The sequence below is a fragment of the Salicola sp. Rm-C-2C1-2 genome, from assembly GCF_040196175.1.
Classification (GTDB): domain Bacteria; phylum Pseudomonadota; class Gammaproteobacteria; order Pseudomonadales; family Oleiphilaceae; genus Halospina.
Window position 1 is genome coordinate 81,098 of sequence record NZ_JBEFNF010000006.1, and the last position, 23,466, is coordinate 104,563.

Annotated in this window: 27 protein-coding genes; 12 read left to right on the forward strand and 15 right to left on the reverse strand. The window is 58.9% G+C overall.

The features are described 5' to 3' along the window. Nucleotides 1–3 precede the first annotated feature (3 nt). From AAF659_RS11085 to AAF659_RS11095, 3 genes are read right to left on the reverse strand one after another with little or no spacing between them, the layout of a single operon-like run. Nucleotides 4–447: an acyl-CoA thioesterase gene (locus tag AAF659_RS11085; protein WP_349751819.1), complete on the reverse strand. Its 444-nt coding sequence runs from the start codon at nt 445–447 to the stop codon at nt 4–6. Continuing rightward, nucleotides 440–1,525 (reverse strand): SMP-30/gluconolactonase/LRE family protein, encoded by a 1,086-nt coding sequence (locus AAF659_RS11090; protein WP_349751820.1) that lies wholly within the window; start codon nt 1,523–1,525, stop codon nt 440–442. Before AAF659_RS11090 ends, AAF659_RS11085 begins: the two co-directional genes overlap by 8 nt. 40 nt (nt 1,526–1,565) lie before the next feature. Continuing rightward, nucleotides 1,566–2,345: an alpha/beta fold hydrolase gene (locus AAF659_RS11095; protein WP_349751821.1), complete on the reverse strand. Its 780-nt coding sequence runs from the start codon at nt 2,343–2,345 to the stop codon at nt 1,566–1,568. Nucleotides 2,346–2,450: 105 nt separating this feature from the next. Between AAF659_RS11095 and AAF659_RS11100 the strand changes: the two genes are divergently transcribed. Both AAF659_RS11100 and AAF659_RS11105 read left to right on the forward strand, forming a co-directional pair. Then, nucleotides 2,451–2,894, forward strand: coding sequence for a PilZ domain-containing protein (locus AAF659_RS11100; RefSeq protein ID WP_349751822.1), 444 nt, complete (start codon nt 2,451–2,453; stop codon nt 2,892–2,894). A gap of 222 nt (nt 2,895–3,116) precedes the next feature. Further along, on the forward strand, nt 3,117–4,151 hold the full coding sequence (locus AAF659_RS11105) for an AraC family transcriptional regulator (RefSeq protein ID WP_349751823.1): 1,035 nt from the start codon (nt 3,117–3,119) through the stop codon (nt 4,149–4,151). Here AAF659_RS11105 and AAF659_RS11110 read toward each other — a convergent pair. Then, nucleotides 4,148–4,933 carry a hypothetical protein gene (locus tag AAF659_RS11110; protein WP_349751824.1) on the reverse strand — a complete coding sequence of 262 codons (786 nt, stop codon included), beginning with the start codon at nt 4,931–4,933 and terminating at the stop codon, nt 4,148–4,150. The genes AAF659_RS11105 and AAF659_RS11110 overlap by 4 nt on opposite strands. A gap of 2 nt (nt 4,934–4,935) precedes the next feature. Then, nucleotides 4,936–5,295, reverse strand: coding sequence for a DUF1499 domain-containing protein (locus tag AAF659_RS11115; protein WP_349751825.1), 360 nt, complete (start codon nt 5,293–5,295; stop codon nt 4,936–4,938). 79 nt (nt 5,296–5,374) lie between these two features. Between AAF659_RS11115 and AAF659_RS11120 the strand changes: the two genes are divergently transcribed. Further along, complete coding sequence (locus AAF659_RS11120; protein WP_349751826.1) at nt 5,375–6,562, forward strand: M24 family metallopeptidase; 1,188 nt, start codon at nt 5,375–5,377, stop codon at nt 6,560–6,562. Next, nucleotides 6,559–7,836 carry a D-amino acid dehydrogenase gene (locus tag AAF659_RS11125; protein WP_349751827.1) on the forward strand — a complete coding sequence of 426 codons (1,278 nt, stop codon included), beginning with the start codon at nt 6,559–6,561 and terminating at the stop codon, nt 7,834–7,836. The genes AAF659_RS11120 and AAF659_RS11125 overlap by 4 nt, the downstream gene beginning before the upstream one ends. Here the strand turns inward: AAF659_RS11125 and AAF659_RS11130 are convergent. Together AAF659_RS11130 and AAF659_RS11135 are read right to left on the reverse strand one after the other, a co-directional pair. Then, the gene (locus AAF659_RS11130) at nt 7,817–8,491 is read right to left on the reverse strand and encodes a class I SAM-dependent methyltransferase (protein ID WP_349751828.1); all 675 of its coding nucleotides are present in this window, start codon (nt 8,489–8,491) and stop codon (nt 7,817–7,819) included. The genes AAF659_RS11125 and AAF659_RS11130 overlap by 20 nt on opposite strands. Before the next feature lie 143 nt (nt 8,492–8,634). After that, nucleotides 8,635–9,243 carry a superoxide dismutase gene (locus tag AAF659_RS11135; RefSeq protein ID WP_349751829.1) on the reverse strand — a complete coding sequence of 203 codons (609 nt, stop codon included), beginning with the start codon at nt 9,241–9,243 and terminating at the stop codon, nt 8,635–8,637. 238 nt (nt 9,244–9,481) lie between these two features. On the opposite strand from AAF659_RS11135, the gene AAF659_RS11140 reads away from it, so the two are divergent. The 5 genes from AAF659_RS11140 to AAF659_RS11160 are packed head-to-tail and all read left to right on the forward strand — an operon-like array spanning nt 9,482 to nt 14,080. Further along, nucleotides 9,482–10,177: a GntR family transcriptional regulator gene (locus AAF659_RS11140; protein ID WP_349751830.1), complete on the forward strand. Its 696-nt coding sequence runs from the start codon at nt 9,482–9,484 to the stop codon at nt 10,175–10,177. Further along, on the forward strand, nt 10,174–10,506 hold the full coding sequence (locus AAF659_RS11145; protein ID WP_349751831.1) for a hypothetical protein: 333 nt from the start codon (nt 10,174–10,176) through the stop codon (nt 10,504–10,506). Before AAF659_RS11140 ends, AAF659_RS11145 begins: the two co-directional genes overlap by 4 nt. Nucleotides 10,507–10,518: 12 nt before the next feature. Then, nucleotides 10,519–12,531 carry a glycosyltransferase gene (locus tag AAF659_RS11150; RefSeq protein ID WP_349751832.1) on the forward strand — a complete coding sequence of 671 codons (2,013 nt, stop codon included), beginning with the start codon at nt 10,519–10,521 and terminating at the stop codon, nt 12,529–12,531. Nucleotides 12,532–12,545: 14 nt separating this feature from the next. Then, on the forward strand, nt 12,546–13,256 hold the full coding sequence (locus AAF659_RS11155; RefSeq protein WP_349751833.1) for a sulfotransferase family 2 domain-containing protein: 711 nt from the start codon (nt 12,546–12,548) through the stop codon (nt 13,254–13,256). Between the two features lie 11 nt (nt 13,257–13,267). Next, entirely contained in the window at nt 13,268–14,080 is an 813-nt protein-coding gene (locus tag AAF659_RS11160) for a glycosyltransferase family 2 protein (protein ID WP_349751834.1), read from the forward strand. Here the strand turns inward: AAF659_RS11160 and AAF659_RS11165 are convergent. From AAF659_RS11165 to AAF659_RS11175, 3 genes are read right to left on the reverse strand one after another with little or no spacing between them, the layout of a single operon-like run. Continuing rightward, a complete protein-coding gene (locus tag AAF659_RS11165; protein ID WP_349751835.1) occupies nt 14,077–14,769 on the reverse strand; it encodes a hypothetical protein in 693 nt (230 codons plus the stop codon). The genes AAF659_RS11160 and AAF659_RS11165 overlap by 4 nt on opposite strands. A gap of 5 nt (nt 14,770–14,774) precedes the next feature. Beyond that, nucleotides 14,775–15,668, reverse strand: a complete 894-nt coding sequence (locus AAF659_RS11170) for a glycosyltransferase family 2 protein (RefSeq protein WP_349751836.1) — start codon at nt 15,666–15,668, stop codon at nt 14,775–14,777. Nucleotides 15,669–15,701: 33 nt separating this feature from the next. Beyond that, nucleotides 15,702–16,613 (reverse strand): glycosyltransferase family A protein, encoded by a 912-nt coding sequence (locus AAF659_RS11175; RefSeq protein WP_349751837.1) that lies wholly within the window; start codon nt 16,611–16,613, stop codon nt 15,702–15,704. A 263-nt stretch (nt 16,614–16,876) separates the two neighbouring features. Here AAF659_RS11175 and AAF659_RS11180 point away from each other — a divergent pair, with 263 nt between their 5' ends. Beyond that, the gene (locus AAF659_RS11180; RefSeq protein ID WP_349751838.1) at nt 16,877–17,974 is read left to right on the forward strand and encodes a glycosyltransferase; all 1,098 of its coding nucleotides are present in this window, start codon (nt 16,877–16,879) and stop codon (nt 17,972–17,974) included. Here the strand turns inward: AAF659_RS11180 and AAF659_RS11185 are convergent. From AAF659_RS11185 to AAF659_RS11195, 3 genes are read right to left on the reverse strand one after another with little or no spacing between them, the layout of a single operon-like run. Continuing rightward, complete coding sequence (locus tag AAF659_RS11185; protein WP_349751839.1) at nt 17,883–19,025, reverse strand: CDP-glycerol glycerophosphotransferase family protein; 1,143 nt, start codon at nt 19,023–19,025, stop codon at nt 17,883–17,885. The genes AAF659_RS11180 and AAF659_RS11185 overlap by 92 nt on opposite strands. Next, nucleotides 18,971–19,939, reverse strand: a complete 969-nt coding sequence (locus AAF659_RS11190; protein WP_349751840.1) for a glycosyl transferase family 90 — start codon at nt 19,937–19,939, stop codon at nt 18,971–18,973. Before AAF659_RS11190 ends, AAF659_RS11185 begins: the two co-directional genes overlap by 55 nt. Further along, nucleotides 19,936–20,667, reverse strand: coding sequence for a 3-deoxy-D-manno-octulosonic acid kinase (locus AAF659_RS11195; RefSeq protein WP_349751841.1), 732 nt, complete (start codon nt 20,665–20,667; stop codon nt 19,936–19,938). The genes AAF659_RS11190 and AAF659_RS11195 overlap by 4 nt, the downstream gene beginning before the upstream one ends. Before the next feature lie 179 nt (nt 20,668–20,846). Here AAF659_RS11195 and AAF659_RS11200 point away from each other — a divergent pair, with 179 nt between their 5' ends. Further along, on the forward strand, nt 20,847–21,914 hold the full coding sequence (locus tag AAF659_RS11200) for a glycosyltransferase family 9 protein (RefSeq protein WP_349751842.1): 1,068 nt from the start codon (nt 20,847–20,849) through the stop codon (nt 21,912–21,914). 7 nt (nt 21,915–21,921) lie between these two features. Here AAF659_RS11200 and AAF659_RS11205 read toward each other — a convergent pair whose 3' ends face one another. Continuing rightward, nucleotides 21,922–22,320, reverse strand: coding sequence for a DUF6165 family protein (locus AAF659_RS11205; RefSeq protein WP_160898365.1), 399 nt, complete (start codon nt 22,318–22,320; stop codon nt 21,922–21,924). A 49-nt stretch (nt 22,321–22,369) separates the two neighbouring features. Further along, nucleotides 22,370–22,930: a hypothetical protein gene (locus tag AAF659_RS11210; protein ID WP_349751843.1), complete on the reverse strand. Its 561-nt coding sequence runs from the start codon at nt 22,928–22,930 to the stop codon at nt 22,370–22,372. A gap of 170 nt (nt 22,931–23,100) precedes the next feature. On the opposite strand from AAF659_RS11210, the gene AAF659_RS11215 reads away from it, so the two are divergent. Beyond that, nucleotides 23,101–23,466, forward strand: a complete 366-nt coding sequence (locus tag AAF659_RS11215; RefSeq protein WP_349751844.1) for a hypothetical protein — start codon at nt 23,101–23,103, stop codon at nt 23,464–23,466.

Sequence of the window (23,466 nt, forward strand, 5' to 3'; positions counted from 1 at the left end):
GGATTACTGATCGTGGCTGGCTTTTTTCAGCAGATCCGCCATGGGCTGCGGAATGCGCGCCGGGCGTTGGGTCGCAGTATCAATACATACATGGCGGGACTCCGCTTCCACCAGGGTCCGGCCATCACTGGGCCGCACCAGCTGGAACAGACGCCCGGAACGCAGCTTGCCATCGAACTCGATCAGCCAGGTGCCAAGGATCAGTTCGTCCCCCGCCAGAGCGGCCGCCTTGTAATCAATCTCGGTGCGCACAATGGCCATGGCGCGCCCGAGTTCCTCCTGAAGCTCCCAGGTCAGCCCCACCGACTCGATGTGCGCCCAACTGATCTCTTCCATCCACTGCAGGTAGATGGTGTTGTTGGCATGCCCGAGCCGGTCCACATCCTGTTCCGCGACCCCGATGGTCATCGTGAAGGGGGCGGGCAAACGCCATTGCCAGTCACTCATCCGGTTGCTCCCTCAGGGCCCTGAGCGCCCTGTCGTATTCCAGTCGACCGATACGGTCATTATAGAGTGACCCGAAGTAGAGCGCACCATCGCGCGCTTTCACTGACGTGATCATTTGCAAGCGCTGCCCGGTAGGATCATGCAGACTGCCCAGCATCCGGCCCTGCTGATCAAACGCAAGTACAAGCCCATAGGCTTGCGGTGCAGGCTGAAGCGATTCCGGCAGCTTAGCCACCTGCTCTTTAAGCCAGGGGTTTGGATGGAACGCATCCATCTGTGGATTGCGCTTAGTGGGCAGGGCAACCCAGATAATGCCATTGTCATCTGCAGCAAGATTATCCGGAAAACCGGGCAGGTTGCGGGCAAAAACCTCGCTCGTTCCAGCTTTCTCCCCTTCGAGCCAGTACTGCTGGATGCGATAGCGCCAGGTTTCGTTCACCAGAACCGAGCGCTCATCCTTAGTGAGTGCCACGCCGTTGGCGAAGTACAGATCGTCCATCAGCGTTTCAGTTTCACCGGTTTCCGGATCATAACGCAGAAGTCGCCCATGAGGGCGTGACTCCAGCATATCCAAACGGTAGTCCGGCTGATGGAAGCGGCTGCTGGCATCCGTGAAATAGATGCGCCCATCCGAGGCAATGGCCAGATCATCAGTGAAGGCGAAAAGCTTGCCTTCGGAGCCGGTGCTCAGCACCTCAATCGAGCCATCGGGCGCCACGGACAGCAGCCCCTTCCAGGCATCCGCCACAATCAGATTGCCGTTGGCATCAAACTCCAGGCCCAACGGCCGCCCGCCGGTATTAGTAAAGGTTTCCACCGCCCCTGCCGGAGTCACACGGATGATCCGCCCGTCGTCCAGCCCTGCATAGACGTTGCCGTCGGCATCGACCTCGGTGTCTTCCGGGCCCTGGATCTTCCCCCTGGCCAGTACGTCCGCATGCTGCAGCGCCTTATTCGGTTGGGCTGGCCCTTCCAGCCCCGGTCCCTGCGGGGGATCCCAGGCTACGGAATCAACCGGCGACGGCCAGAGGAGGAAGGATCCGATGACCAGCAGTAAAGCGATAAGGAGTGTGAGCAAGATTTTTTTCATTGTTATTCGAGATCTCAGGTTTCTGTATTCAGGTGGCCCCGGCAAGAAAACGATGGCAGACGCGGGCGAACAGTTCGGGTTTCTCCGCATGCAGCCAGTGCCCGACTTCCGGAATCACCTTCAGATCGGCATTCGGGAAATAACGCTGAACGGCGTCCTGATGGCTGCTTTGGATGTAGTCGGAATTGCCGCCACGGATGAACAGGGTTGGCCCCTCGTAGACGCCATCCGCCATCGGCGCCGCCATGATCTGTTTGTAACAGGCCAGGATCCCGCTCACATTCATTTGCCACCGGAAGCCGCCTTGAGCCGGTATCAGGTTGGTCAGAAGGAACTGTCGGACGCCCTTTTCCGCGATGTATTGCGACAGCACGGCATCGGCTTCACGGCGGGATCTGACAGCCGCCGGATCCAGCGTTTCCAGCGCCTGCTGAATCGCGTCATGATGCGGCTCATAGGTCACCGGCGCAATGTCTGCAACAATGAGGTCCGCCACGCGGTGCGGTGCCATCAGGGCCAGTTCCATGGCAATCTTACCTCCCATGGAATGTCCCAGAAGGTGGGCCTGTTCCAGACCCTCCCCGTCCATGTAGGCCCGCACATCCGCCGCCATCTCGAGGTAGCTCATGCTGTCGGTATGCGGCGAGTCACCATGATTACGCAGATCCAGGCTGTGCACCTCATAATCCGGTGCCAGGCGCCGGCGAACACCCCCCAGGGTATCACCGGCCCCGAAGAGCCCGTGCATGAGTATCAGGGGCGGACCTTCTCCCTTGACACTCGCGTTGAGCTTCACGATTTCGGTCAAAACGATTTCTCCGTGTCATACTTCACGTTCGGCACTAGCGAAGAACCGGCGACGAACTTAGACTCGTGACATCAAGCAGTGTAAGCCTAAATGGAACCCAGCCCCATGGCCACAGCATCACCTCTTGCGGATGAGCGCCGCCAACTGACGCGATTCCCCGCCGCAGAACTCGAAGTCCGGCTTCAAGTGGGACACACCCGCTTCAGTCGCAGCGAAACAGTCGAAGCAGCTGATTTCACCCGAGAGGGTGTTGCCATCATCACATCCCGGAGTCTGCGCCTGGGACAGAAAGTGCGAATTGACCTGATCCTGCGGTTGGACCGCAGTGAAATCCGCCAACATCGATTGGTTGCCATGGTTACCAATGTTCGGGCAGAGGGAAACCGGTACCGCTATGGCCTGAGGTTTGACTATAGAGCTAATGCAACCATGCGGGCGCTCGAGACACAGGCTCGGCTCGGCCGTATGGAAGGGATTCTGGCGCGGATCGAAAAAATGAAGGCCCGTCACCGCAGCGGTGAGGACCTCATCAGGGATTACGGTTCCTGAGCGCTATCTTCAGTTGAATACCGGGATCTCGCTGAGATAATCGAAAAGAGCCTTGAGATTGGCCTTTTCTTCGTCGGTATGCGGAACGCAGATTGCCGGATTGAGCTCCATATCCATAACGCAACTCCTTGGGTTTGTCATCAATTCAGGTATTATTCTATCCCGCAATGCCTGACCCGGCTTGACGCACCCGCTCAACCTTTTGACAGGTGGTAACAGTCGATGACAGACAGCCCCACGGTGAGCGCCTCCGGCACTCTTGCTCTCACCCACTACCTGACCAGCCGGGGATTCGCCACCCAGGACCATATCGATGGCATCCTTGGGATCTCATCCGAGGAGCTTGAGGATCCAGACTGCCGCGTGGCTGTACACAGCCATAACCAGCTGTGGCAGGAGGCGCTTCTCCTGACCGGAGACCCGGCCCTGGGGCTGCGCTTGGGTGAGATCGTGGACCCCGACCGCATGGGGCTGATGAGCCACATCGTGTTCAACAGCGACACCATTGAACATGCGCTCGAGGAATACATGCGGCTCCACCGGCTCGTGAACGAGGCGGTGCACCTGTACCAGACCCGCGAGGGCGACCGGATACGGGTCACCTGGCACGTACCGGATCCGGCGCTGTACTGCATTCCCGACATGGACCGCACCCTCTCCGCTGCGGTTACCCGTGCACGCCACTTCATCCATCCCAGGCTGGCCATTGAGCAGCTGAGCCTGGCGCATGAGGACCCCGGGTATCGCGCCCACTACGAACGGATCTTCCAGTGCCCGGTGACTTTCGGCGCTGGAGAGACCAGCCTGTGCTTCCCGGCCCGTTATCTGGACTCACCGCTGCCCCACCGCAACCCCTATGTGCACTCGGCCCTGACCACGCACGTCAATCGACTGCTGCGCCAGCTACGCCCACGCAAGACGGTGTCCGAGCGGGTCCGGCGGATCATCCAGAAACACCTTCCGCGCACGCCGGATGTGGATCGGGTGGCGTCAGCAATGCATATGAGCCGCCAGACACTGTACCGCAAGCTGAAAAAGGAAGGGGAAAGCTTCCAGAACCTGGCTGAAACGGTACGCCGGGAGCGCGCCCTACAGTACGTCGCCGAGGGCGAGTATGGCCTGACGGAAGTAGCCTTCCTGCTGGGGTTTTCGGAGCTGAGCGCCTTCAGCCGCGCCTTCAAGCGCTGGACGGGCGAAAGCCCCGGCCATTACCGCACCAGGCACCGTGAGACACAGACCTCGACCATCGCCGACTAGTCCTCCCCGAACCGCAGCACCAGATGATTCACCAGCCGCTGCAGGCGCGCCCGAACATGGCGGGCATGGGCGGCTACCTGTTGGTCGCAACCCGGCTCTGCCAGAGCCTCAGGTGACAGATCCGGCTGATACAGCTCACTCGCCAGCCCCAGTTGCGGGATGCGCCCACCCAGCAACCGGGGCAGACTCACCACGCCGCTCTGCTCCGTGGCCCGGCGCAGGTGCGCGGGCAGAGGGGCCGTAAGAAAGCGCGCTGCCGATGGTATGGGCACAGGCCGGCCCAGCCTTGCAGTACCGCTATGGGCAAGCAACAGCACAGGCACTTGCGCCCGAACCGCCGCCTCAATAAAGCGGTGACTGCGGAAGGGCTGTATGTCGATGCCATTGCCTACGTTGCTGTACTCACCCTCCGGCATGATCGCGCAATCATTGAAGGTGGCACCACCCAGCTTCGCAACGAGATCGTCCACCCCGGACTCCGCGGTGGTCTGCACCAGCCGCTGCGCCAGTGGCCCGACTCCGGGCAGCCGATGAAAACCGCGCCAGGTCACCCCAAACGGCACCCGCTCACCCCCTCCGTGGCGCACCATGGTCCGCACCAGTGCCGTCAGTGCTGGGGCGGGCCCGAGCATAGGGCCATGGTTCATGATGATCAGAAGCTGCGGATGAGCTTCCAGGACTTCAGCCAACTGGTCCATACCTTCGCCCTCAGCCTCATCGCGGTAGAACAGCGGGGCGAGGCGATCAGCCACAGGCAGGAGATCGCGATAGGTCCGCGCCATGGCTAACGCTTCATCAGCTTACCGCGAACGACTTCCAGCCGGCGACGGTTTGCACCGAAATCCGAATACCCGAGCCGCGAGGCCGAACGCACCTGGATCAGGCCCTGTTCCCTATCATGAACAAAATCCAGGTCATCCACGAACCGCAACAGCTTGGTTCGGGCTTCCGCTCGCAGGGTCTGCGGCGTCTGCTCAACAATCGCCACCCCGGGCATAGCCTCAAGGATACCCGGGAGGCGCTCCCAGCTGCTTTCATCATCTGGAAAAGGCTCAATGTACTGCTTTCCGTGACCCTGGCTGGAAACACAGTTGGGGGTGCGTGGGCAGGGTCTGAGCTGGGGACTTCCTGCATCAGTACTCATACGGACTCCATTCTTAGCGACAGAATCGGGCTGAATCTGCTTCACTTACGTGAGGATCAGACATTACCAGAGGCCAGCAATGGATCACACCGCTTACCTTGAGGCACTGCGCAGCACAGCTGCAGGCACCGAGCACAGTTTTGACGCCAAGGAATTCCGTTTGCGCCGTCAGCGGGTCGCCACCGCCATGAACGAGGCCGGCCTGGAGGCACTGCTGGTAACCAACCCCGGGGAGATCAACTACCTCACCGGTTACCGGACGTTTGAAGTTTCCGTTCATGCAGCCCTTATCTTCCGACCGGAACGCTGTTTCCTCCAGGTTCCTTCCATCGAAACCGGCCCGGCAGCGGCCACTGCTCTGGTGGACGAGGTGGATGGCTACCGGTGGGAGTCTGTCCAGTCCGTGATCGCGCCCCTGGTGGACCAGCTTCGTGACTGTCGGTGGATCGGCGTCAATCAATGGGGTAATGGCTTGCGCCCTGGCGTTCTGGACGCCCTTAGGGCACAGCTGCCCAATACCGTATTCCATGAATCCAGCGCCGTAATGGACAGCGTCCGGCGGGTTAAGACGGCGGCGGAGCTGGAACGCTTGCACGAAAGCGCCCGCATGACCATGGCAGGTCTGGAAGCCGCCATGGCCGTAATCGAGCCCGGAGTGAGCGAAAACACCATTGTCGCCGAAGGTTCGCGGGCGATGCTGGCAGCCGGCAGCGAGTTCATGAGCCTGCAGCCTATTGTAGTAAGCGGGCCGCGCAGCAGTGTGATTCACCTCAACCACCAGAGCCGTGTTGTGGCCCCCGACGAATCCGTCTTTCTCGAATTCGGTGCCGTCCGTCACCGCTACACGGCTCCCCAGATGCGCACAGCCGTGGCCGGGCACGCCTCAAAGCGGATGGAACAGCTCAACGATGTGTGCCGCCGTCTGCACGACACACTGGTCACCCGGATGCGTCCGGGGCAGCGCTTCTGCGACGCTGCAACGGCAGCCAACCGGGTACTGGCAGATGTGGCGGATGACGTCTTTTTCTCCGGTGTATTCGGCTACACCGTGGGTGCGCAGTTCCCCCCGAGCTGGGTCGAGGGGACCGGCTTCATCGCCGAAGGCGAGCAAACCCCCTTCGAACCAGGCATGGTGTTCCACCTGCCCTTGTGCCTGCGTGCACCGGGCGAGTTCGGAATCGGCATGAGTAACACCGTGGTCGTGGCTGAAAACGGGGCTATACCGATCACCAGCAACGACTGGCAGCTGCGGGAGTCATCATCATGAGAGCCATTATCGTTGGTGCTGGCATCGTCGGTATCACCACTGCCCGGATGCTGGCACGCAGAGGGTATACGGTGACCGTAGTGGATGCCCACGAGGGGCCGGGCCTGGAAACCAGCTATGCCAATGCCGGCCAGCGTTCCTATGGCCATGTCTCTCCCTGGGCGGCGCCGGATCTGATCGCGGTTGGGCTTAAGGGCCTTATTCGCCGGCAGGGCCCGCTGAAGATGCACATGCCGCCTGCCCCGAGAACCCTCGGTTTCCTGCTTCAGACGCTGCGTTACGCCTGGGAAAACGGCCGCTATGAGGCCAGCAATCGCGCGTTGCTCCAGCTGGGTCAGGTCAGCCGCGACGCTTTCAACGCTATTGATCACGAGCTTCCGGAAGGCTTTGATGGACACCATCAGGGACTTCTGGAAATCAGTCGTGATCCGGTGGAATACGCTGGCCTCCAGAACAAAGCGAAAGCGCTTCTGGAACAGCAGATCGAACACCAATGGCTCAACGCCAGCTCGGTCAACCATCAGGAACCCGCTTTGGCGGCAACCGGGAATCTTCAGCCATCGCTGCTGATCAACGGCGATGGAACAGGTGATTGCCACCGTCTTTCACAGCTTCTCATGGCGCAATGCCGCGAAGCGGGTGTCCGGTTTTTGTTCAACACAACTGTGACCCAATGGGAACACGATGGCTATGCTCTAGAGGGGGCGCACGTTTGCGACGGCAGCAGCAACTGGCTGGAAGCGGCTGATACAACCGTGGTCTGTGCCGGCTGCGCCTCGCGGGACCTCACTCGACCACTCGGCGTAAAACTGCCGGTCTACCCGGTCAAGGGCTATTCGCTGACGGCGCCGCTCGATAACCCCGACAAGGCGCCCCGCTCCACGGTCGTGGATCTGGATAACAACGTCGCCATCACGCGGCTCGGGGACCGGATGCGCGTTACCGGGTTCGCCGAGCTTACGGGCTTCAATCGCCGCATTCCCGAGTCACGCCTGCAGGTCCTGCAGGAGGCCGTGCACGAGCGCTTTCCCGGCGCTGCGGATTTGCGACACGCGGAACCCTGGACCGGCTTCCGCCCGATGTTGCCGGACGGCCCGCCTGCCTTGGGAGCCGGCAACCTCCGGAATCTGTGGTTGAATACCGGTCATGGAACCTTTGGCTGGACACTGTCAGCCGGCAGTGCCGAGCTTCTGGGGCGCATGATGCATGGCGAGGCCGCGCCTATTGATGTGAGGGCTTTCGACCCCCGCCGCTTCAGCAACGTAACTCGCTGACAGCTGACCTCAGCCCCGTATTTCCTTCAATGACAGGCTGCACCAGGGGCAACGGAATGTCCGGGTGACGCCAGACCTCAACACCTCCCATATCAAAACCAGCCCCCTCGAACACCCGACGGGTGTCGCGGTTGATGTTGCAACCGCAGGCAAGCGACCTCCATAGGGGATTGAGGCGCTGCTGCCAGCGGGCCAGGCCCGGTTCACCGGCACTCACGTGTTCAAAGAACAGCAGCCGGCCACCGGGCTTCAGTACCCGAGCCATCTCAAGCGCAGCCCGGTCCGCCTCCGGAATGGTGCAGAAAACGAGGAAAGCCACCACGGTATCAAACCGATTGGCCCCGAAGGGCATAGCCTCAGCCCCTGCCTGCATCAGCTCCACCGGGGGCCCGTCATGTCGCCTCGCCACGCGCTCGCGGCACTCGGCCAGCAATACCTCCGAAGGCTCCAGGCCTGCAATGCGCTCAACATGCGGCCCGTAATAGCTCAGGCTGAGACCGGTACCGATGCCGATTTCCAGTACCTGTCCTGACGCCTGGCTGAGCAGTTCCTTCCGGACATCGGCCAGTCTGCGTTCTGCCAGCTTCAGTACGGGTGAGAAGACATACCGTTCATAAACCGCAGCCAATGACACTGGAACTGTCTCCCGGAACATGGCGAAACACTCAGAATAACCGGAACACAACTACGCAAACACCCAAAGACTCGCCTGTCCATAAACAGTAAACCCCCGACCGGGCAAACCCGGGCGGGGGTTGAACTGACCATGCACCCTTTCAGAGGGCGGAGAGTACCCGCTTACGCGTTGTTGAGCTGCTCTTCAGCGTACTCATAATTGGCCAGGTTGTTCAGGAAGTTCATAACGTAATCCGGACGACGGTTGCGGAAGTCCAGATAATAGCTGTGCTCCCAGACGTCCAGCGCCAGCAGCACCTTGCCTTCGCCGGTTGCCAGCGGGTTAACGGCGTTCGGCGTTTTGGTGACCTTCAGCTTGCCGTCGTTGCCAAGTACCAGCCAGCCCCAGCCGGAGCCGAACTGGCCAACAGCCGTGGTCTTGAACTGCTCTTTGAAGTCATCCACAGAGCCGAAGTCTTCAGCGAGCTTCTGTTCGAGCTTGCCAGGAATACCGCCACCATTCGGAGACATGTTTTCCCAGAAGAAGTTGTGGTTCCAATGCTGACCCGCCTGATTGAATACCTTCTGCAGGTCATCACGACCGTAGGCGAACTTGACGATCTCTTCCAACGTCTTGCCCTGCAGGTTGCTGTCCTGCTCAACCAGGCTGTTCAGGGTCGTGACATAGGTGTTGTGGTGCTTGCCGTGGTGGAGCTCAAGCGTTTCCTGGCACATCCCCCTTTCCGCCAGTGCGTTGTAGGAATAGGGAAGACTGGGGAGTTCAAAAGCCATAGTGTTTCCTCCTTAACGGCTTTGAGTGTTCGGTAGAGAGCCTCAGTTATGGACGTTAACACAATTTTCGACCCCTCAGTGCTCATGCTTGAGTCGATCCTGACGCCCACGCCAAAGGTCTACGATTAAACCATGGGATCGGTTTGACGGAAATCAAGGGGGCGATCTTGAAGAACCGCTGATTTGTGCAAAGATGGCATGATACGATTCAACCGAAGAATGAGCCTGGGTGCCGGCAATGCAGTCATTCAAACCCCGCGAAACCCTGAGTGAACAGGTTGCCCGTCACCTCGAGAACATGATCGCTTTTGAGCAGCTCCAATCCGGTGACCGCATCCATGAAAGCAACATGGCCAAGGAACTGGACGTCAGCCATGGAGCGGTGCGGGAAGCGCTGCTGATGCTCGAGAAACGCCACCTGGCGCAAAGCGTACCGCGCAAGGGTACATTCGTGACCACTCTGGACGAAGACTTTGTGCGCAGTCTCTATGAGGCGATGAGTGTTTTCCTCAGCCACACGGGGCGCAAGCTTGTTCGCCAGTGGGAAACCGCCGATATGGAACGACTTGAAGCGCTCTATGAAAGCATGTGCGAATCTTACCGCAATGGTCAGCTTCTGGAATTCCTGGATACCGGCATTGAATACACCCAGGCTTCATTGGCCTACGCCAACAACTATTTCATTTCAGCCGCCATCAATGACCTCTGGCCCTCGGCCAAGCGCTGCGCTTTCGTGGCCCTGCGCCAGGGCAACCGGGTGCTGGAGGACAACCTGAGCCATATGCGCGCATCACTCGATCTGCTGCGTGCACGGGACGAGGAAGGACTGGTGCAGAGCGTCCATGATTACGCGATGAAACAGTGTGAGCAGGTGATTGCGTGTTTGCCCGAAAACGCGAACGGAACGGGGGCTCAGGGAGCGGCCGGATCATGAGGCGACACCAGGTTCTGCTGCTCACACCGCTGATACTGCTGCTGGCTGGCTGCAGTCTGGTCCAGCCTGAAAAAAAGACTCCTTCGGAGCCGGAAGCGGACATTGACTGTGAATGGACGGTAATGCGTGGCGTTGCGGAACTGGTGAGTTTCGAGGAAAATACTGCGGCGATGGACTTCTTCCCCGGGGAGATCCGATTCCATACTGAGATGGGTGATCGCGACTGGGCTCCAGGGGATGAATTCAAGGTGCTTCTCGAAACATCGGACCATCCTGAATGCGGAGAGCCCAGAGTGGTCGAATTGAGCCCACTCGAGCCTGACGCCTGACCGGAGTCGACATTGCCCTTTTCCCTTCATGCTCTGGTCGCATTTGCTGTTACCAGCCTCTTTGCAGTCGCAATCGCCGGCTCCCTGATCGTTGACAGCCTTCTTTCCGGCGCCACCTACGGCGTTGCGCTTGCCGGCCTCGGATTCATCGTCATAGCCAGGCTGCGCGGCGGCCGTGCGCTTCCTCCCGCTGACCGGGAGATCAAGCTGATCGGCTTTGCCCTGGCGTTCTTTGCACTCGTCAGCCTTGCCACCTGGGCCCTGAACGGTTTCGGGTACGAGGATTTCAAGAACCTGGGCAAACACGGGCGCCTACTGCTTTTCTGGCCACTTCTTGTCGCGCTGGCACACTCAGGCCTGCGCGAGAGACCTGCTTTCCTGGGCCTCGCGGCCTGCGCTTCCCTTTCCGGGCTGGTCTCGCTGGAACCCCTGCTCTGGGGGGAGACCGTTCACCGGGCGAACGGTGGCACCAATGCCATCCCCTTCGGCAACCTGGCCCTGCTCAGCGGCCTCATGCTTCTGAGCATGGCGGGCCCCCTCTTTAGCAACAGACGCTATCCGCCCTGCCTCCTGGCCCTGCTGGCGGGCGCACTGGGGCTGGCTGCCGCCTACCTTTCAGGCACCCGGAACAACCTTCTCGCCCTGCCAGTGCTGATTCTGTTTCTGGTTCTTGTTGCCGGCCCCCGTCAGCGTGTTCTCTCAGCTGTTGTGGGCGTTCTTGTTCTGGGACTCTTTGTGGGCCTGGAATCACGACTCGGACAGGGCGTTCTGTCCCTGCTGAATGGCAACTACGGTCGGGGCATCGAGTACCGTTTCGACGTCTGGCAGCATGCTCTGGGCCTTTTCACCAGCAGCCCGCTTACGGGCGTGGGCGTGGAGGGCTACGCTCAGGCCCTCCAATCCGGCATCGAAGCAGGCGAGCTGCCCCAAGGGCTGGCTCGCTGCTGCCTCGACCACGCGCACAACGACCTGCTCCAGATCCTGGCGACCCGCGGTCTCGCCGGGGCGCTATCCTGGCTGTTGCTGCTTGCCATTCCATTCGCCCAGTTCCTGCGCTATACACGCCATGAAAGCGCCCGGGTCGCTGCACTGGCCAGAGCCGGTGCCCTGGTACCGCTCGCCTACCTGGTATTCGGGCTGACCGAGGCCGCGCTTGAACGTGGCATCTACATCACCTTCTACCTGCTGACCGTTACCACACTGACCCACCTTCTGTTCCGGGCTCTCGATGAGAGCCTGACCTGTACTCGGGGCCAGCGCCTCAGCGCCACCGTGATCACCTACAACGAAGCGGACAACATTGGCCGCTGCCTCGAATCCCTGAAGGGCCTCGCGGACGAAATTATTGTTGTGGACAGCGGGAGCACCGACGACACGGTCGCCATTGCCCGGCAATACACGGACAGAATCACTGTCACTGACTGGCCCGGCTTCGGCACCCAGAAACAAAGAGCCCTGGAACAGGCAACAGGGGAATGGGTATTGTCCATCGATGCCGATGAACGGATAACGCCCTACCTCGCCCGGGAAATCAACCACAGGCTTGCCGGAGAACCCAATGCGGATGCCTTCAAGCTCCGCTGGGCCGTGACCATTTACGGCAAACGCCTGGACTTCGGCCGCAGCGCCCGCGCTCCCTTGCGGCTATTCCGCAGGGAAGGGGCAGCGTTCTCCAGTGCCCGGGTTCATGAAGCCATACTCCTTCCGGATGGGGCCCGTATCCGTACCCTGCGCGGTCGCCTGACCCATTACACCCACCGGGATTATGGTCATGCTCTGTCCAAGAGCGCGCAGTACGCCTGGCTCAGCGCCCAGCAGAAAGCGGCGAAAGGACAGCGTACCCGAACACTGCTTTACCCCAGCCTCAGGGCCATTACAACCTTTGTTCAGGTCTATATACTACGGCTTGGATTTCTGGACGGGCCTGTTGGGTACCTGATGGCGGTAACCTATGCCCAGACCAGCTTCACTACCTACGCGGGACTCTGGACCATGCAACGGCAAAGTCACTCCACGCACAGCTGAACGACGTATCGAACATGAAGCATTTCCTGGTCAATCGGGTTATCACGAGCTGGCGACCTTTCTACCGACGTTACCCCCTCAACAGCCAAGCCTCGGTCACGAGCATCAATGACCGCAACCTGGTGAATTTCGAGCTGGGCGTTTTCTGCAGCAGAATCCCCAAGGCTGCGAACTCTGCGGTCGTCACCAACCTCGCTTTCCTCAAGTTCGGGGAACACCTGCTCGATCGTGACGCCAAAAAGTGCTTCAAGAGCCCAGCCGAGCTTTCCCGGGATGAAGTCCAAGCACTCGATAACCTCTATAAATTCTCGATTGGCCGCAACCCTTATACCCGAGTGCTATCCGCCTACCTCGACAAGGTGGAGCGGGTCACCAAAAAGCACCGGCAATATCCCTCATTTCCGGATTTTATTCGTTACCTTGAAACCAAAGGCCTTTACAGCAATGCGCACTGGGTCCCGCAGACCGAACTGTTGACCCTCCCTGCTCACCAATACCATCTGCTTGGCAGGACTGAAGACCTGGAAAACACCCTGAGTATCGTGTTCAGCAACCTGCAACCTAAATACCAGCTTGATGCCCCAATTACAGCAAAACGTCAAACCCTGGGGGCCAGCAAAAGGTTATCTGAATACTACAGCCCGGATCTTGCAGACAGGGTATACAGATTATACGAAAATGATTTCGAAACCTTTGACTACCCTAAAGAACTATCGCTGGGATAAGACGCGCCATCATGCAACTATCAGTCATCATAACGACCTATAACTCTCCGGTGTGGCTGGAGAAAGTCCTGTGGGGCTATACACAGCAATCCCACCATGACTTTGAGATCATCATTGGTGACGATGGCTCGGGCCAGGAAACCCAGGCATGCATCGACAGGTTCCGCAACGAGACCAATCTGGATATCAAGCACCTGTGGCAGGAAGACAACGGTTTCCGAAAATGTCACATTCTTAACCAGTGCATCCTTGAAGCCAGCGCTGAGTACCTCGTATTCACAGACGGCGACTGCATCCCACGCCATGATTTCCTTGAAACACATGCCCGGGAAGCCCGACAAGGCTGTTTCCTGTCCGGTGGTTACCACAAACTTCCCATGACAACCAGTGAAAAGATAGCCAAGGATGACATCCTTTCAGGTCGATGCTTCGACCTTGCATGGCTCAAGTCCAACGGACTCCAATCGAGCTATAAGAACAAAAAACTGACCGCCTCGCCTCAAGCGGCAAAACTCTACAACGCCATCACGCCAACCAAGTGCAACTTCAAAGGGTCAAATGCTTCTGCCTGGAAGGAAGACATCATCAATGTCAACGGATTTGACGAGCGAATGGTTTGGGGTGGACTTGACCGGGAGTTAGGGGCAAGATTGAAGAATGCGGGTATAAAGCCCAAACACGTTCGTTACAACGCCGTCGTGCTTCACCTGGACCACAAAAGGGGCTACAAGGATCCTGCCGCGGTTCAAGAGAACAAGAACATAAGGCTGAGAATTGAAAAGGAAGGCATAACCTGGACTGAGTGGGGAATCCGTAAGGCCTAACCCAAAATACGCTTCAAGAGGCTGGAGCCGTTTTCAGTGAAGGCCCTGTTAACAACTTCCGTTTCGTAGCGGTCTGAGCGGTACTTTTCATCATAGATTGAGTCCTCTGTTTCCTGTGAAGCCAGATAGCCGGATTCATGACCCAGGTGCCAGATCGGGACATTGTGCGATCTGGCATAAACAGCGAACCAGATATCAGCCATATTCCTGGCCTCAAACGCCTCTATCGGCACCTGGAAGTAACGCGTATCAAACGCCATGACGCCAGTCCCGCCAAAATCAACCTTAAGCGTCTCGGGTTCATGCCTTGCATAACGGTACTTGTAGGACTTACTGCGATAAAAGCTCCTCACGGGATACTTCCTGAAGGTCCTTCCGTTATAGGTCACCACTCCCAGTTCATCCACTTTTGCGATGGTATCCCTAACGTAGGTGGGAGGGTAGATGATGTCATCATCGCATGAAAAATAGTAACCCTTGTTCTGCGCCTGAAACAGGAACTTCCCTGCGTCACCAAGGGAATTGTCAGAAATCAAGCCATTGATTTTACTGTCCTGGGCATAGGGGTCCGTTTCATACCCATTGAGGCACAGATTGATCTCATCAACTTGATGGTAGAGACTCTCTATCGTCCTATCCAGCTTCTTTTGCCTTGAAGGCACGGATGCAATATTAGCTGAAATGACCAACTGCCCTACCCCCATAGCTTGCGAAGCGACACTTCCAACTGACTGAGCAACTTTCGCCAGCCGGTACCTGTCAGAGGGTTATATGCCCATGGCCTGGGCGGTGTTACCGGAACGCACTCCAGGTAATCCTCGGCGATGGCAATCCGCTCAGGCGTACGCTCCAGTAACTGCCTGCTTTCGGCCTCATCCATGATCCGGAATGGATAGAAACCACACTTCCTTTTCCTTTCCGCAAGCCGGAGACCAAGTGTCTTTTTCTTTCCTCTATAGGCCGGTACCTCCGGCAACCACATGGCGAAAGGGGCTTTCAGGAACCCCATCGGGGCGCTTAACGAGCTTGCCTTTCGTTCATTATCCGGCTCCGAACCTTCAAAGCGCCATCCGAGGCTCATAAGCCGATCCGGCTTCGCTATGAAAAGCGCGGAAAAATAGCGCCCAGCACTGCGTTCGTCTGGCTCGCGAAAGAAAAGCTGGCGTTTTTCGTCAAACTGATAGGAAGCCCCTTTAGCGACACTTCTGCCTCGAGCAAAACAGGGGCTCAAAAAAGCGATGTCCGGATTCGCGTCAAAGGTGGCTTTGATCTGCTCAACTTCAGCCTCATCTACCCTCCTGACCACCTGGGTGTCATCCTGAAGAAAGCAAACCAGGCGTTCGTTCCGGCATGCGTCAAGTGCGGCCTGCATATTATTATAGAGGCCCCCAAGACGCCCCATGGAGGTTTTCCCGGACCTCTTTACCGGATACTTCTCTGAGAGCCGATCAAGTATTTCCACCGTTTCGGCATCATCACTATCATCATCAAAAATGAGAATATCAGCGCTGGGAACGCAACGCTCTATGGAATCCACACAGTTGGCGAGGAAACGGCCACGATTGAATGAAAAGATGCAGAAAAACACGTGCTACTCCCTAGAGGCAGGCCTTATGAAAGGCTATTTGCGTTCCCGGTACCATGACTGCAGCAGCCGCAACGCGGTTCGGAGCCGTTTATGGGTTTCTCCCCCGGAGTAGCGGCCTTTCTGGACATGCCGTATACGATAGACGCCCGGAATCTGGATAGGGCTCCCTTGAGTCCGAACCAGCCAACGAAACGCCCGGTCCTCATGGGCCTTCCTCCAACGGTCCGCCGGCGTCTGGTACAGCCTCAGCGAGCGGCAATACCCCACCGCCCGACAAACGTCACCATGGGTAACCTGTAGCGGGCCGGTCGCACGAGAGGGATAATGGGCCGTAAAGGCATGGTCATCGACATCCACGAGCGAGGGTTGCCCTGCGCCCTGCTGCAACATGGGATTATCTTCCCGCAAAAGCTCAGAACACCGTTCTTCCGCAGGGTACAACAAGGCATCGCGACGACCCTGCAACTGCTCAGCCAGGGCATCAAAGCACCCATCGCGAAACATCAGATCACAGTCCGTGAACCAGACCCAGTCCGCCTGTGTATTCAGCGCGGCCTGGTTACGACCGATGCCACGTCGAAACAGCTCTTCCTTACGGTAGGGAACCCAGTTCCAGGTCACATTGGGAACATCCTGTTGCTCAAAGAACGCCAGTAGCCGCTTTGTCTGTTCATCCTCGGGGCTATAGCAAACCGTCATGGTGACATGAAGCCCGGAACCGGAAGGGGGATAATGAACCAACGAACTCAGCTGGTAGATCAAAAAATGGGCGTACTGCCAGCAATGGCTGACCACCTCCAGTTTGAGCGGCCCGGTCCGGGCAGCGCGCTGAGATGGTTCGGGGAGATTTGGCTCAAACCAGCGTGCCGGCACCCAGCCTTTGGCTGCCAGACGGTAGAACCAGAGTACAAAATAGGCGTAGAGGCCTTTTAATCGAGAGCCCATAGGAGACCGTTGCGCCACTCATAGAGCGTTTTTAGCGAGGGCTGATGGTAGCACGCTGATTACCCGTGCGACAGCTTCCCCGTTGGCCGCCGTAATCCCCTCCAGGTCGTTGATGGTTCCCGATCAACCGGCATGCGCCTAGAATGGGATACCGTTGCACTGTCACTCATCGGCGAAACCCATCTTCAAGCGATGGTCCAGGGGGAATGCCAGCGTTGTTCACAAGAAAACACAACCGAACGCAATTCGGCTTGGTGAATTGCATGAATAACCGGGGCCTGGGAACCGAATCCCGTCTTTTGCGGGATTTTTTCAAGGCCCATTTCCCCGATGTCGATTTTCAGATCTACCAGATCCCGGCAGGACGCAAAGGGAAGGATTTTGACGCCACATGGCACACCAAGCGTTCATTCCTGAGATGGCTGAACAGCAAGGACGTGGTGATGACGATTGAGCAGTTCATGCCCAACCTCTTTCAGGCCTGCCGTGAACGTGGCATTCGTACCATATGGCGCCCCAACCACGAATGGATCCCCCCCCACTATGGGCCGGAAGACTTCCGCCAGGTGGACATCATCATGGCGCCACAGCATGCCTGCGCCGACTTGCTGGAACAGCACTTCGGGCTCAGGAACGTCGTCCGGAACCCCTGGATTACCGAGCTTCCGATCCAAGAGAAACAGCCTTCACGGGACAAAATCTTGTTCCTGTTCAATGCTGGTCGCGGCGGGCTTGGCGAACGGCGTAACCATCAGGTGGTAATAGACGCGTTCAGCAAGGTGCTCGCCGAGAGAGACGATATCCACTTCACCCTGAAAACCCAGACGGACCTTGATGTCTCTCCCTTGGCGCCATTTCGGGGGGAAAGCTTTACCTATAGCCACAGGAACACCTCCTACAGGAAGAACCTGGCCTATTACCGCTCCGCCGACTTTTCCGTGGCGCCTTCAAAATGGGAAGGGGTTGGCTTCGCCATCCTTGAAAGCCTTTATTGCGGTACCCCCGTGCTCACTACGGACGCCCCGCCCATGAACGAATGGGTTCGGCACCGGGAGACCGGTTACCTGGTGCCTGCAACCTACCCGGATCTGGCACTCCCCATTCCCCATGACCGGATTAACCTCAAAGGCGTCAACTGGGTCCGGGCAGCACTTTGCGAAGTGAATGACGTAGTCGAGGGGATTCACTGGCTCGCTGATAACAAAGACAGCGTTTATGAGCAATTCAATAGCATTAACGGCCGCGAGTTGGCGCAGCGCCAATCGGATTTCATTGCCTGTTTTCGGGCGTTGATTGATAACGGGTTTCAGCTAGATCGCGCTGAAGCCGGAACCAGATCCTCAACTTCCGCCATAGATTGAGCGGCTTGGAGGCAAGATGGCTGTGCTCCTTTGCCAGGAAACGGTCAACTGCTTCAAGAACCCGCTCACTTGAACAGCCATCCGCAAAACTGTGCAGTTCCCGGCAGTAGGCCCGCATAGCGGCGACGAGGTGTTCCGGTCGCTGCAGGGCCCGCTTCAGGGCAGGCTCAACCTCGGATGCCTCCCCCACGTCAATCAACCAGGGCCCCGGCATGCGGGTATTGAGGGTAACCACCGGGCGATCAAGGAACATGAATTCAAACATGATGGAGGATGTATCACAGAGCATCACATCCGCCATGGGAAGGGTTGCGATCAGGTCTTCGTCACTTTCAATGAAGGTCAGGTTGGGGCCTGACAGAGCCCGGTAGCGCGCCACCCATTCCGGGTCCATCTTGGGGTGCAGCGTGACCAGTAAATGCCAGCGGCCGGAATCGGCCATGCGGGCAATCTCGTCATACAGTGCCGGGGCGGCTGTTACGCTGCGGCTGAAGGTGGAGGCGAAGAATACGGTCGGTCTGTCGCTGCTCTCCGCGGGGCCCGGGCTCTCAGCCTCCTTCAGCAGCGGGTCCAGCTTGGGCCAGCCGGTATGAGCCACGGAGAAGAATCCCTTCTCCCGGGCCAGCTCCTGGAAACGTTCAGTGTCTCCCTCGGCATGGGTGCAGTACAGGTCGAACCAGCCGCGGATCCGGTAGTGGTCGCTCTCCGCCTCGGTCTCGTGGCCCCGCTTGTTTCGTGCCAGACCGTGGAACACCTCCACCTTGATGCCCGGAAAGAACCAGGGTACCCAGTCGCCCGGCACAAAGGTGGCGACCGCGCCGTACGCCATGACCTCCCGCACCGTCTCCAGCCTCAACTCGTCCTCCCGCAGTGGAGCCGTGCTGCACCCGGCCACGAACCACGCGACCTCGTCCCCACGTGCACGAATGGTCTCCTGGAGGGGGCGCAGGATGGAGTAGGAATAGGGCTGGTTCACGAAGAACAGATAGCGCGCCATCAGGCCTCGACCTTCTCGAAATAGCGCCTCATGACCAGCAGCGAGATCAGCCATTCGCGGCGTGTGTCCATGAAGCGGGCCACATGGGCCTGTGCGTTGCGGATGATGGCTTCGGCCGCCTCCGGATGGGCATTGTAGTAGCGGATTTGCTCTTCCAGATCCGAATGGTCATCCGCCAGGCAGGCGTAGTGCACATCGGGTTCCAGCGCTCCCTCCATGAACCAGGTCTCGTAACGGGGCCGACGCATCAGGCACAGGGAATTGGAGGCGAGGATCCATTTCAGGTTGGTGGCCACATCGTTCCCTTCAATGCTCACGATGTAGCGGTAGCCAAGCTGTTCCGAGGCCGGCATGAATCCCGTATGCCAGGGCTTGCCGATCGACTCCTCATGGTTGCAGCCGACATCACAGAGCGGGCTGTCATGATAGCGCTCGAGAAAGGCCTTCCGTTGGGGCTGGCTGCCCTTGCCCCGCCAGATGGCAATGGGCTCTTTATCCCGGAATTCCTGATGATCCGGCACCATGAAGTAATGGCGAACCTGGTTGAGCTTGAGCAGCACGGAGTTGGCGTTCTCTCCGGCTGGCGCAACAGGGCGGCTTTTCACGAAACTCGGGTATTCCGGTATCCAGGTCACATCCCCGAACTCATAGCGGAAGGGGCGGTCATCCGGAAGGCACCTGAGCAGGCGCTTGAAGTCGAGATAGTAAGCGGATCGCTGGCCCCGGCGTGAGAACTGCTGTGGCCGTATCGCCTCGGGGCCTGGATTGAACGGTGCTTCCAGCCGGTTGTACCAGGCCACCCGCGCCTCCACCTCCGCCTTCGCTTCCGGCTCCAGCGCCGCGTATTCCTCCATCAGGCGCTGCCCGTGCCACAACCAGTAGGAGCGGGGTACCAACAGGTCGAACAGTGCGGTGAGGTAATAGCCCAGCTTGTGCAGATTCCGTTCATACCGGGTCGTCAACTTCATGGGTGACCCGCTCCTTCACTGTAGCCCGCAAGAACATGCTCCCAGGCTGTGTCCAGCCCCAGTGGCGAGTCAGTCCAGTCCAGCTTCAAAAGTGACCGGTGAAAGCGGTCCAGGTTGCCACGCTGCCAGCGTGCCCCCGTAATGCCGCGCGCCCGCTGTCGCCCCTTGTCGAAATCAATCACGTAGACCGAGCCATTAACCCAGAGGATATTGAAGGCGTTGAGATCCGCATGATCGATGCCCTCGTCATGAAACCTGCGGACCGTTCGGCCCACCGCTTCCCAGTGTTCCGCTGCCAGGGTACCGAGCACGGATGGCAATGGCTGGGCGGATTCCAGCCGCTCCACCAGGATCGCCGCCCGGTAGAATACCCCCGCCCGCGGCCAGAAAGCAGCAGCCACCGGCGCTGGAACAGGCAGCCCCCGTTCGACCATGCGCTGAAGCAGTTCAAATTCCGCAAAGGCCCGGCTCTGGGCAACCCCGGTGCGGACATAGGCATCCCTGGAAAGATGGGCCATAAGCCCACCGCGCTGGTAGAACCGCAACACCAGTTCACCACCCGGCGCCGTCACGAACCAGGCACCACCCCGGCCGCCCGCGTCCACCGGCCGTGCAGCGCTTCCCCAGGCATCGGGTCGGAACCAATCAGTGTTGAATGAAGGCGACCAGACGGCGCTCACCCGGAAACGGGCACCATCATCGCCGAAAAAGTCTGAGGAATGGCTCATCGGGGCTGCCCTGATCGGATTCGCTCGCGTCGATTTCCTGCGGGAAATGGGACGTCACAGGCATACTGCGTTATGATATGCCTTCGTTGATGCAGATGGGTGATGGTGCGCCCGCTGCCTGCGGCATTCTAGCAAGCAACAATCAGACGACTCCAACCCGGGCCAGTCCGACCTAATCCATGCTGAATGATTCAGCCGGCACATCCGTCAACTCCATCTGCATCCTCCGCCTTTCCGCGATCGGCGACGTCACGCATGTACTGCCGGTCATACACAGCCTGCAGAAACAGATGCCCGGCGTACGCATCACCTGGATCATCGGTAAGATGGAAGCGCGCCTGCTCGAGGGGCTGCCCGGTGTCGAGTTTATTGTATTCGACAAGAGCGCCGGTCTGCGTGGTTACATTGACCTCTGGCGTCAGCTGCGGGGCCGGCGGTTTGATGTACTGTTCCACATGCAGGTGGCACTGCGCGCCAATATTGCAGCCCTGCTTGTGCCAGCGAGCACCCGGGTTGGCTACGACCGCGAGCGCAGCAAGGACCTCCACGGCCTGTTCATCAACCAGCGTATCCCCAGAAGAAGCGGGCAGCACGTGCTTGACTGCCTGGCCAGCTTCCCTACGGCCCTGGGGCTCAAACCAGCGGAACCCGAGTGGCACCTCCCGGTTGCCGAAACGGACAACGCATTTGCGGACCGTGTACTGGACCCTGCCCGCCCGAACCTGGTGATCAGCCCCGTTGCCAGCCATGAGCTCCGGAACTGGCCTACACAACGGTATGCGGCGCTGGCGGATTACGCGGTACACCAGTACGGGGTACGCATCATCCTGGTCGGTGGTCCTTCGGAACAGGACCGGCAGTACTGTCAGGCGATCGAAGAAGCAATGCAGGAAGAGGTGCTCAACCTCTGCGGGCAGGACACCCTGAAACAGCTCGCGGCCCTCATGGCCCGGGCGGATCTTGTCATTGCCCCGGATACCGGACCGGCGCATATCGCCAACGCCATGGGCACCGACGTTCTGGGGCTCTTTGCCAGCTCCAATCCATACCGCTCAGGTCCCTATAACTCAATTGAGTGGTGCGTTAACCGTTACCCACAGGCATTGGAGCGCTTTACCGGCAAGCGGGTCGAGAGCGCCCGTTGGGGCGCCAAGGCAGAGTTCAACGGCGCCATGGAACTGATAACCGTTGACGACGCCACCGCCATGCTTGACCACTGGATGGCCCGGCGCCGTCAGACTGCCTGAGCCTCCATCAGCGGCTGTAATCGCGATAGGATTTCTCTTCCACGAAACGTGACCCCAGGGTGAGGTTGACCCGTTTCTTGAGCGCCGCGCGCTCGTCGTTGGTGAAATAGACCGAGCGGGCCAGCTCAATAAAGCGCTCACCGAAGCGCCCCGCAGCCTCCTCTTCCCGGATAGCGTCCTCAATCTCCCAGAGTTTCTCGTTGACCGCCTTCAGCTCCCGGCGCTCCGCAGCAACACGGTCGGGCTCCGTAATAGCCTCCTGCCAGTGCTGGCTCAATGCTTCGAGTTCCGTGTGCACGTGTTGGAGCTTGTCCGCATCCTCGATCCGCTCAGACTTGATCTCGAGGATGGTGATCTTATCCAGTACTTCACCAAAGGAAACCGGTATCCGGATCGTGTCAGTCATTGGCGTTCTGTCGCACCCCTGATGGCATGAAATCGAGCGCAGCAGTCTATCATCCGTTGCCCGCCTTTGGTTCATCAGCCAGTGACAGATGCGAAACATCCGGCGCCGGCGGCTCGGGCTTTTCCTCTTCAGCTCCGAGATCCTCGCCGGGCGGCGCCACCGACCATTCATCCAGGTGCTCGAAAACGGGTTCCGGTTCCTCCCGTGTGTCCCCCAGCCGCTCGCCCGGAGCGCCCAGGCTGAGATCCGAGCCGGCCAGAATGGAATCCACCTTCTCACCCGCCACCGGCAGCCGGTCACCCGGTTCCACGGCCACATCGCCGCCTGCAGGCGATGGGTCACGGCCCTCATCCGAGCGGGCTTGTGGTTGCTCCACCGTCCCGGCCTGCTGCATGGGCTCAATATGCGCCACCAGCCCGTTCTTCTTCATGGCGGCCTGATACTTGTGCGCCGTGGCCTCATCAAGACGGTTTCTGATCACCACACGCTCGCCGGAGAACATCTTGTCCAGCTGGGCATCATTGGCCTTGAACAGACCCTGCGCCCTCTGCCGCGCCTGCTGCTCATCCAGGCCGGATTCCCATTGCCCGCGAAATACCAGTTGATACATAGCATCTGCCTGTTGTTGCGTGTGTCTGTTTCACAGCATAGCGCACATGGGGCCTGTGATCGCTGTATCACGGTAGAAACTGAAACGTAAAAACGCTGTCAAACCGGCTGCATTATCCCGTGCACCCTAGGATAATCACACCGTTATGCCCTGTTACGCCGGATGCAATCATGAACCGACCTTTCACAAAGCAGTGGCTCACTCTCCTGGCGAGTGCGATTCTGTCTGGCCTGAGCACACAGGCTGTTGCCGAGGATGATCTTGGCGAGCGCCTGGGGGCAACCCTGAAGCAGCTGCATGCCAGCTATGAAGGATATGAGCGGGCAACGATTCCGGAAAACGGACACCCCAAGACCTATCTGCTGCTGGACTTTGAAGGCGACAACCTCAGCCGGAACGAGCAGCGCCAGGAACGCATTCACCACATCTGCAGCCGCATACTCACCAACCGGGATCTGGTGGCAGATCTCTCCAGCCAAGGGGTTCACATGGTCTCAGTTGCTTTTAACCAACGCTATCAATACGACTGCCTTTGA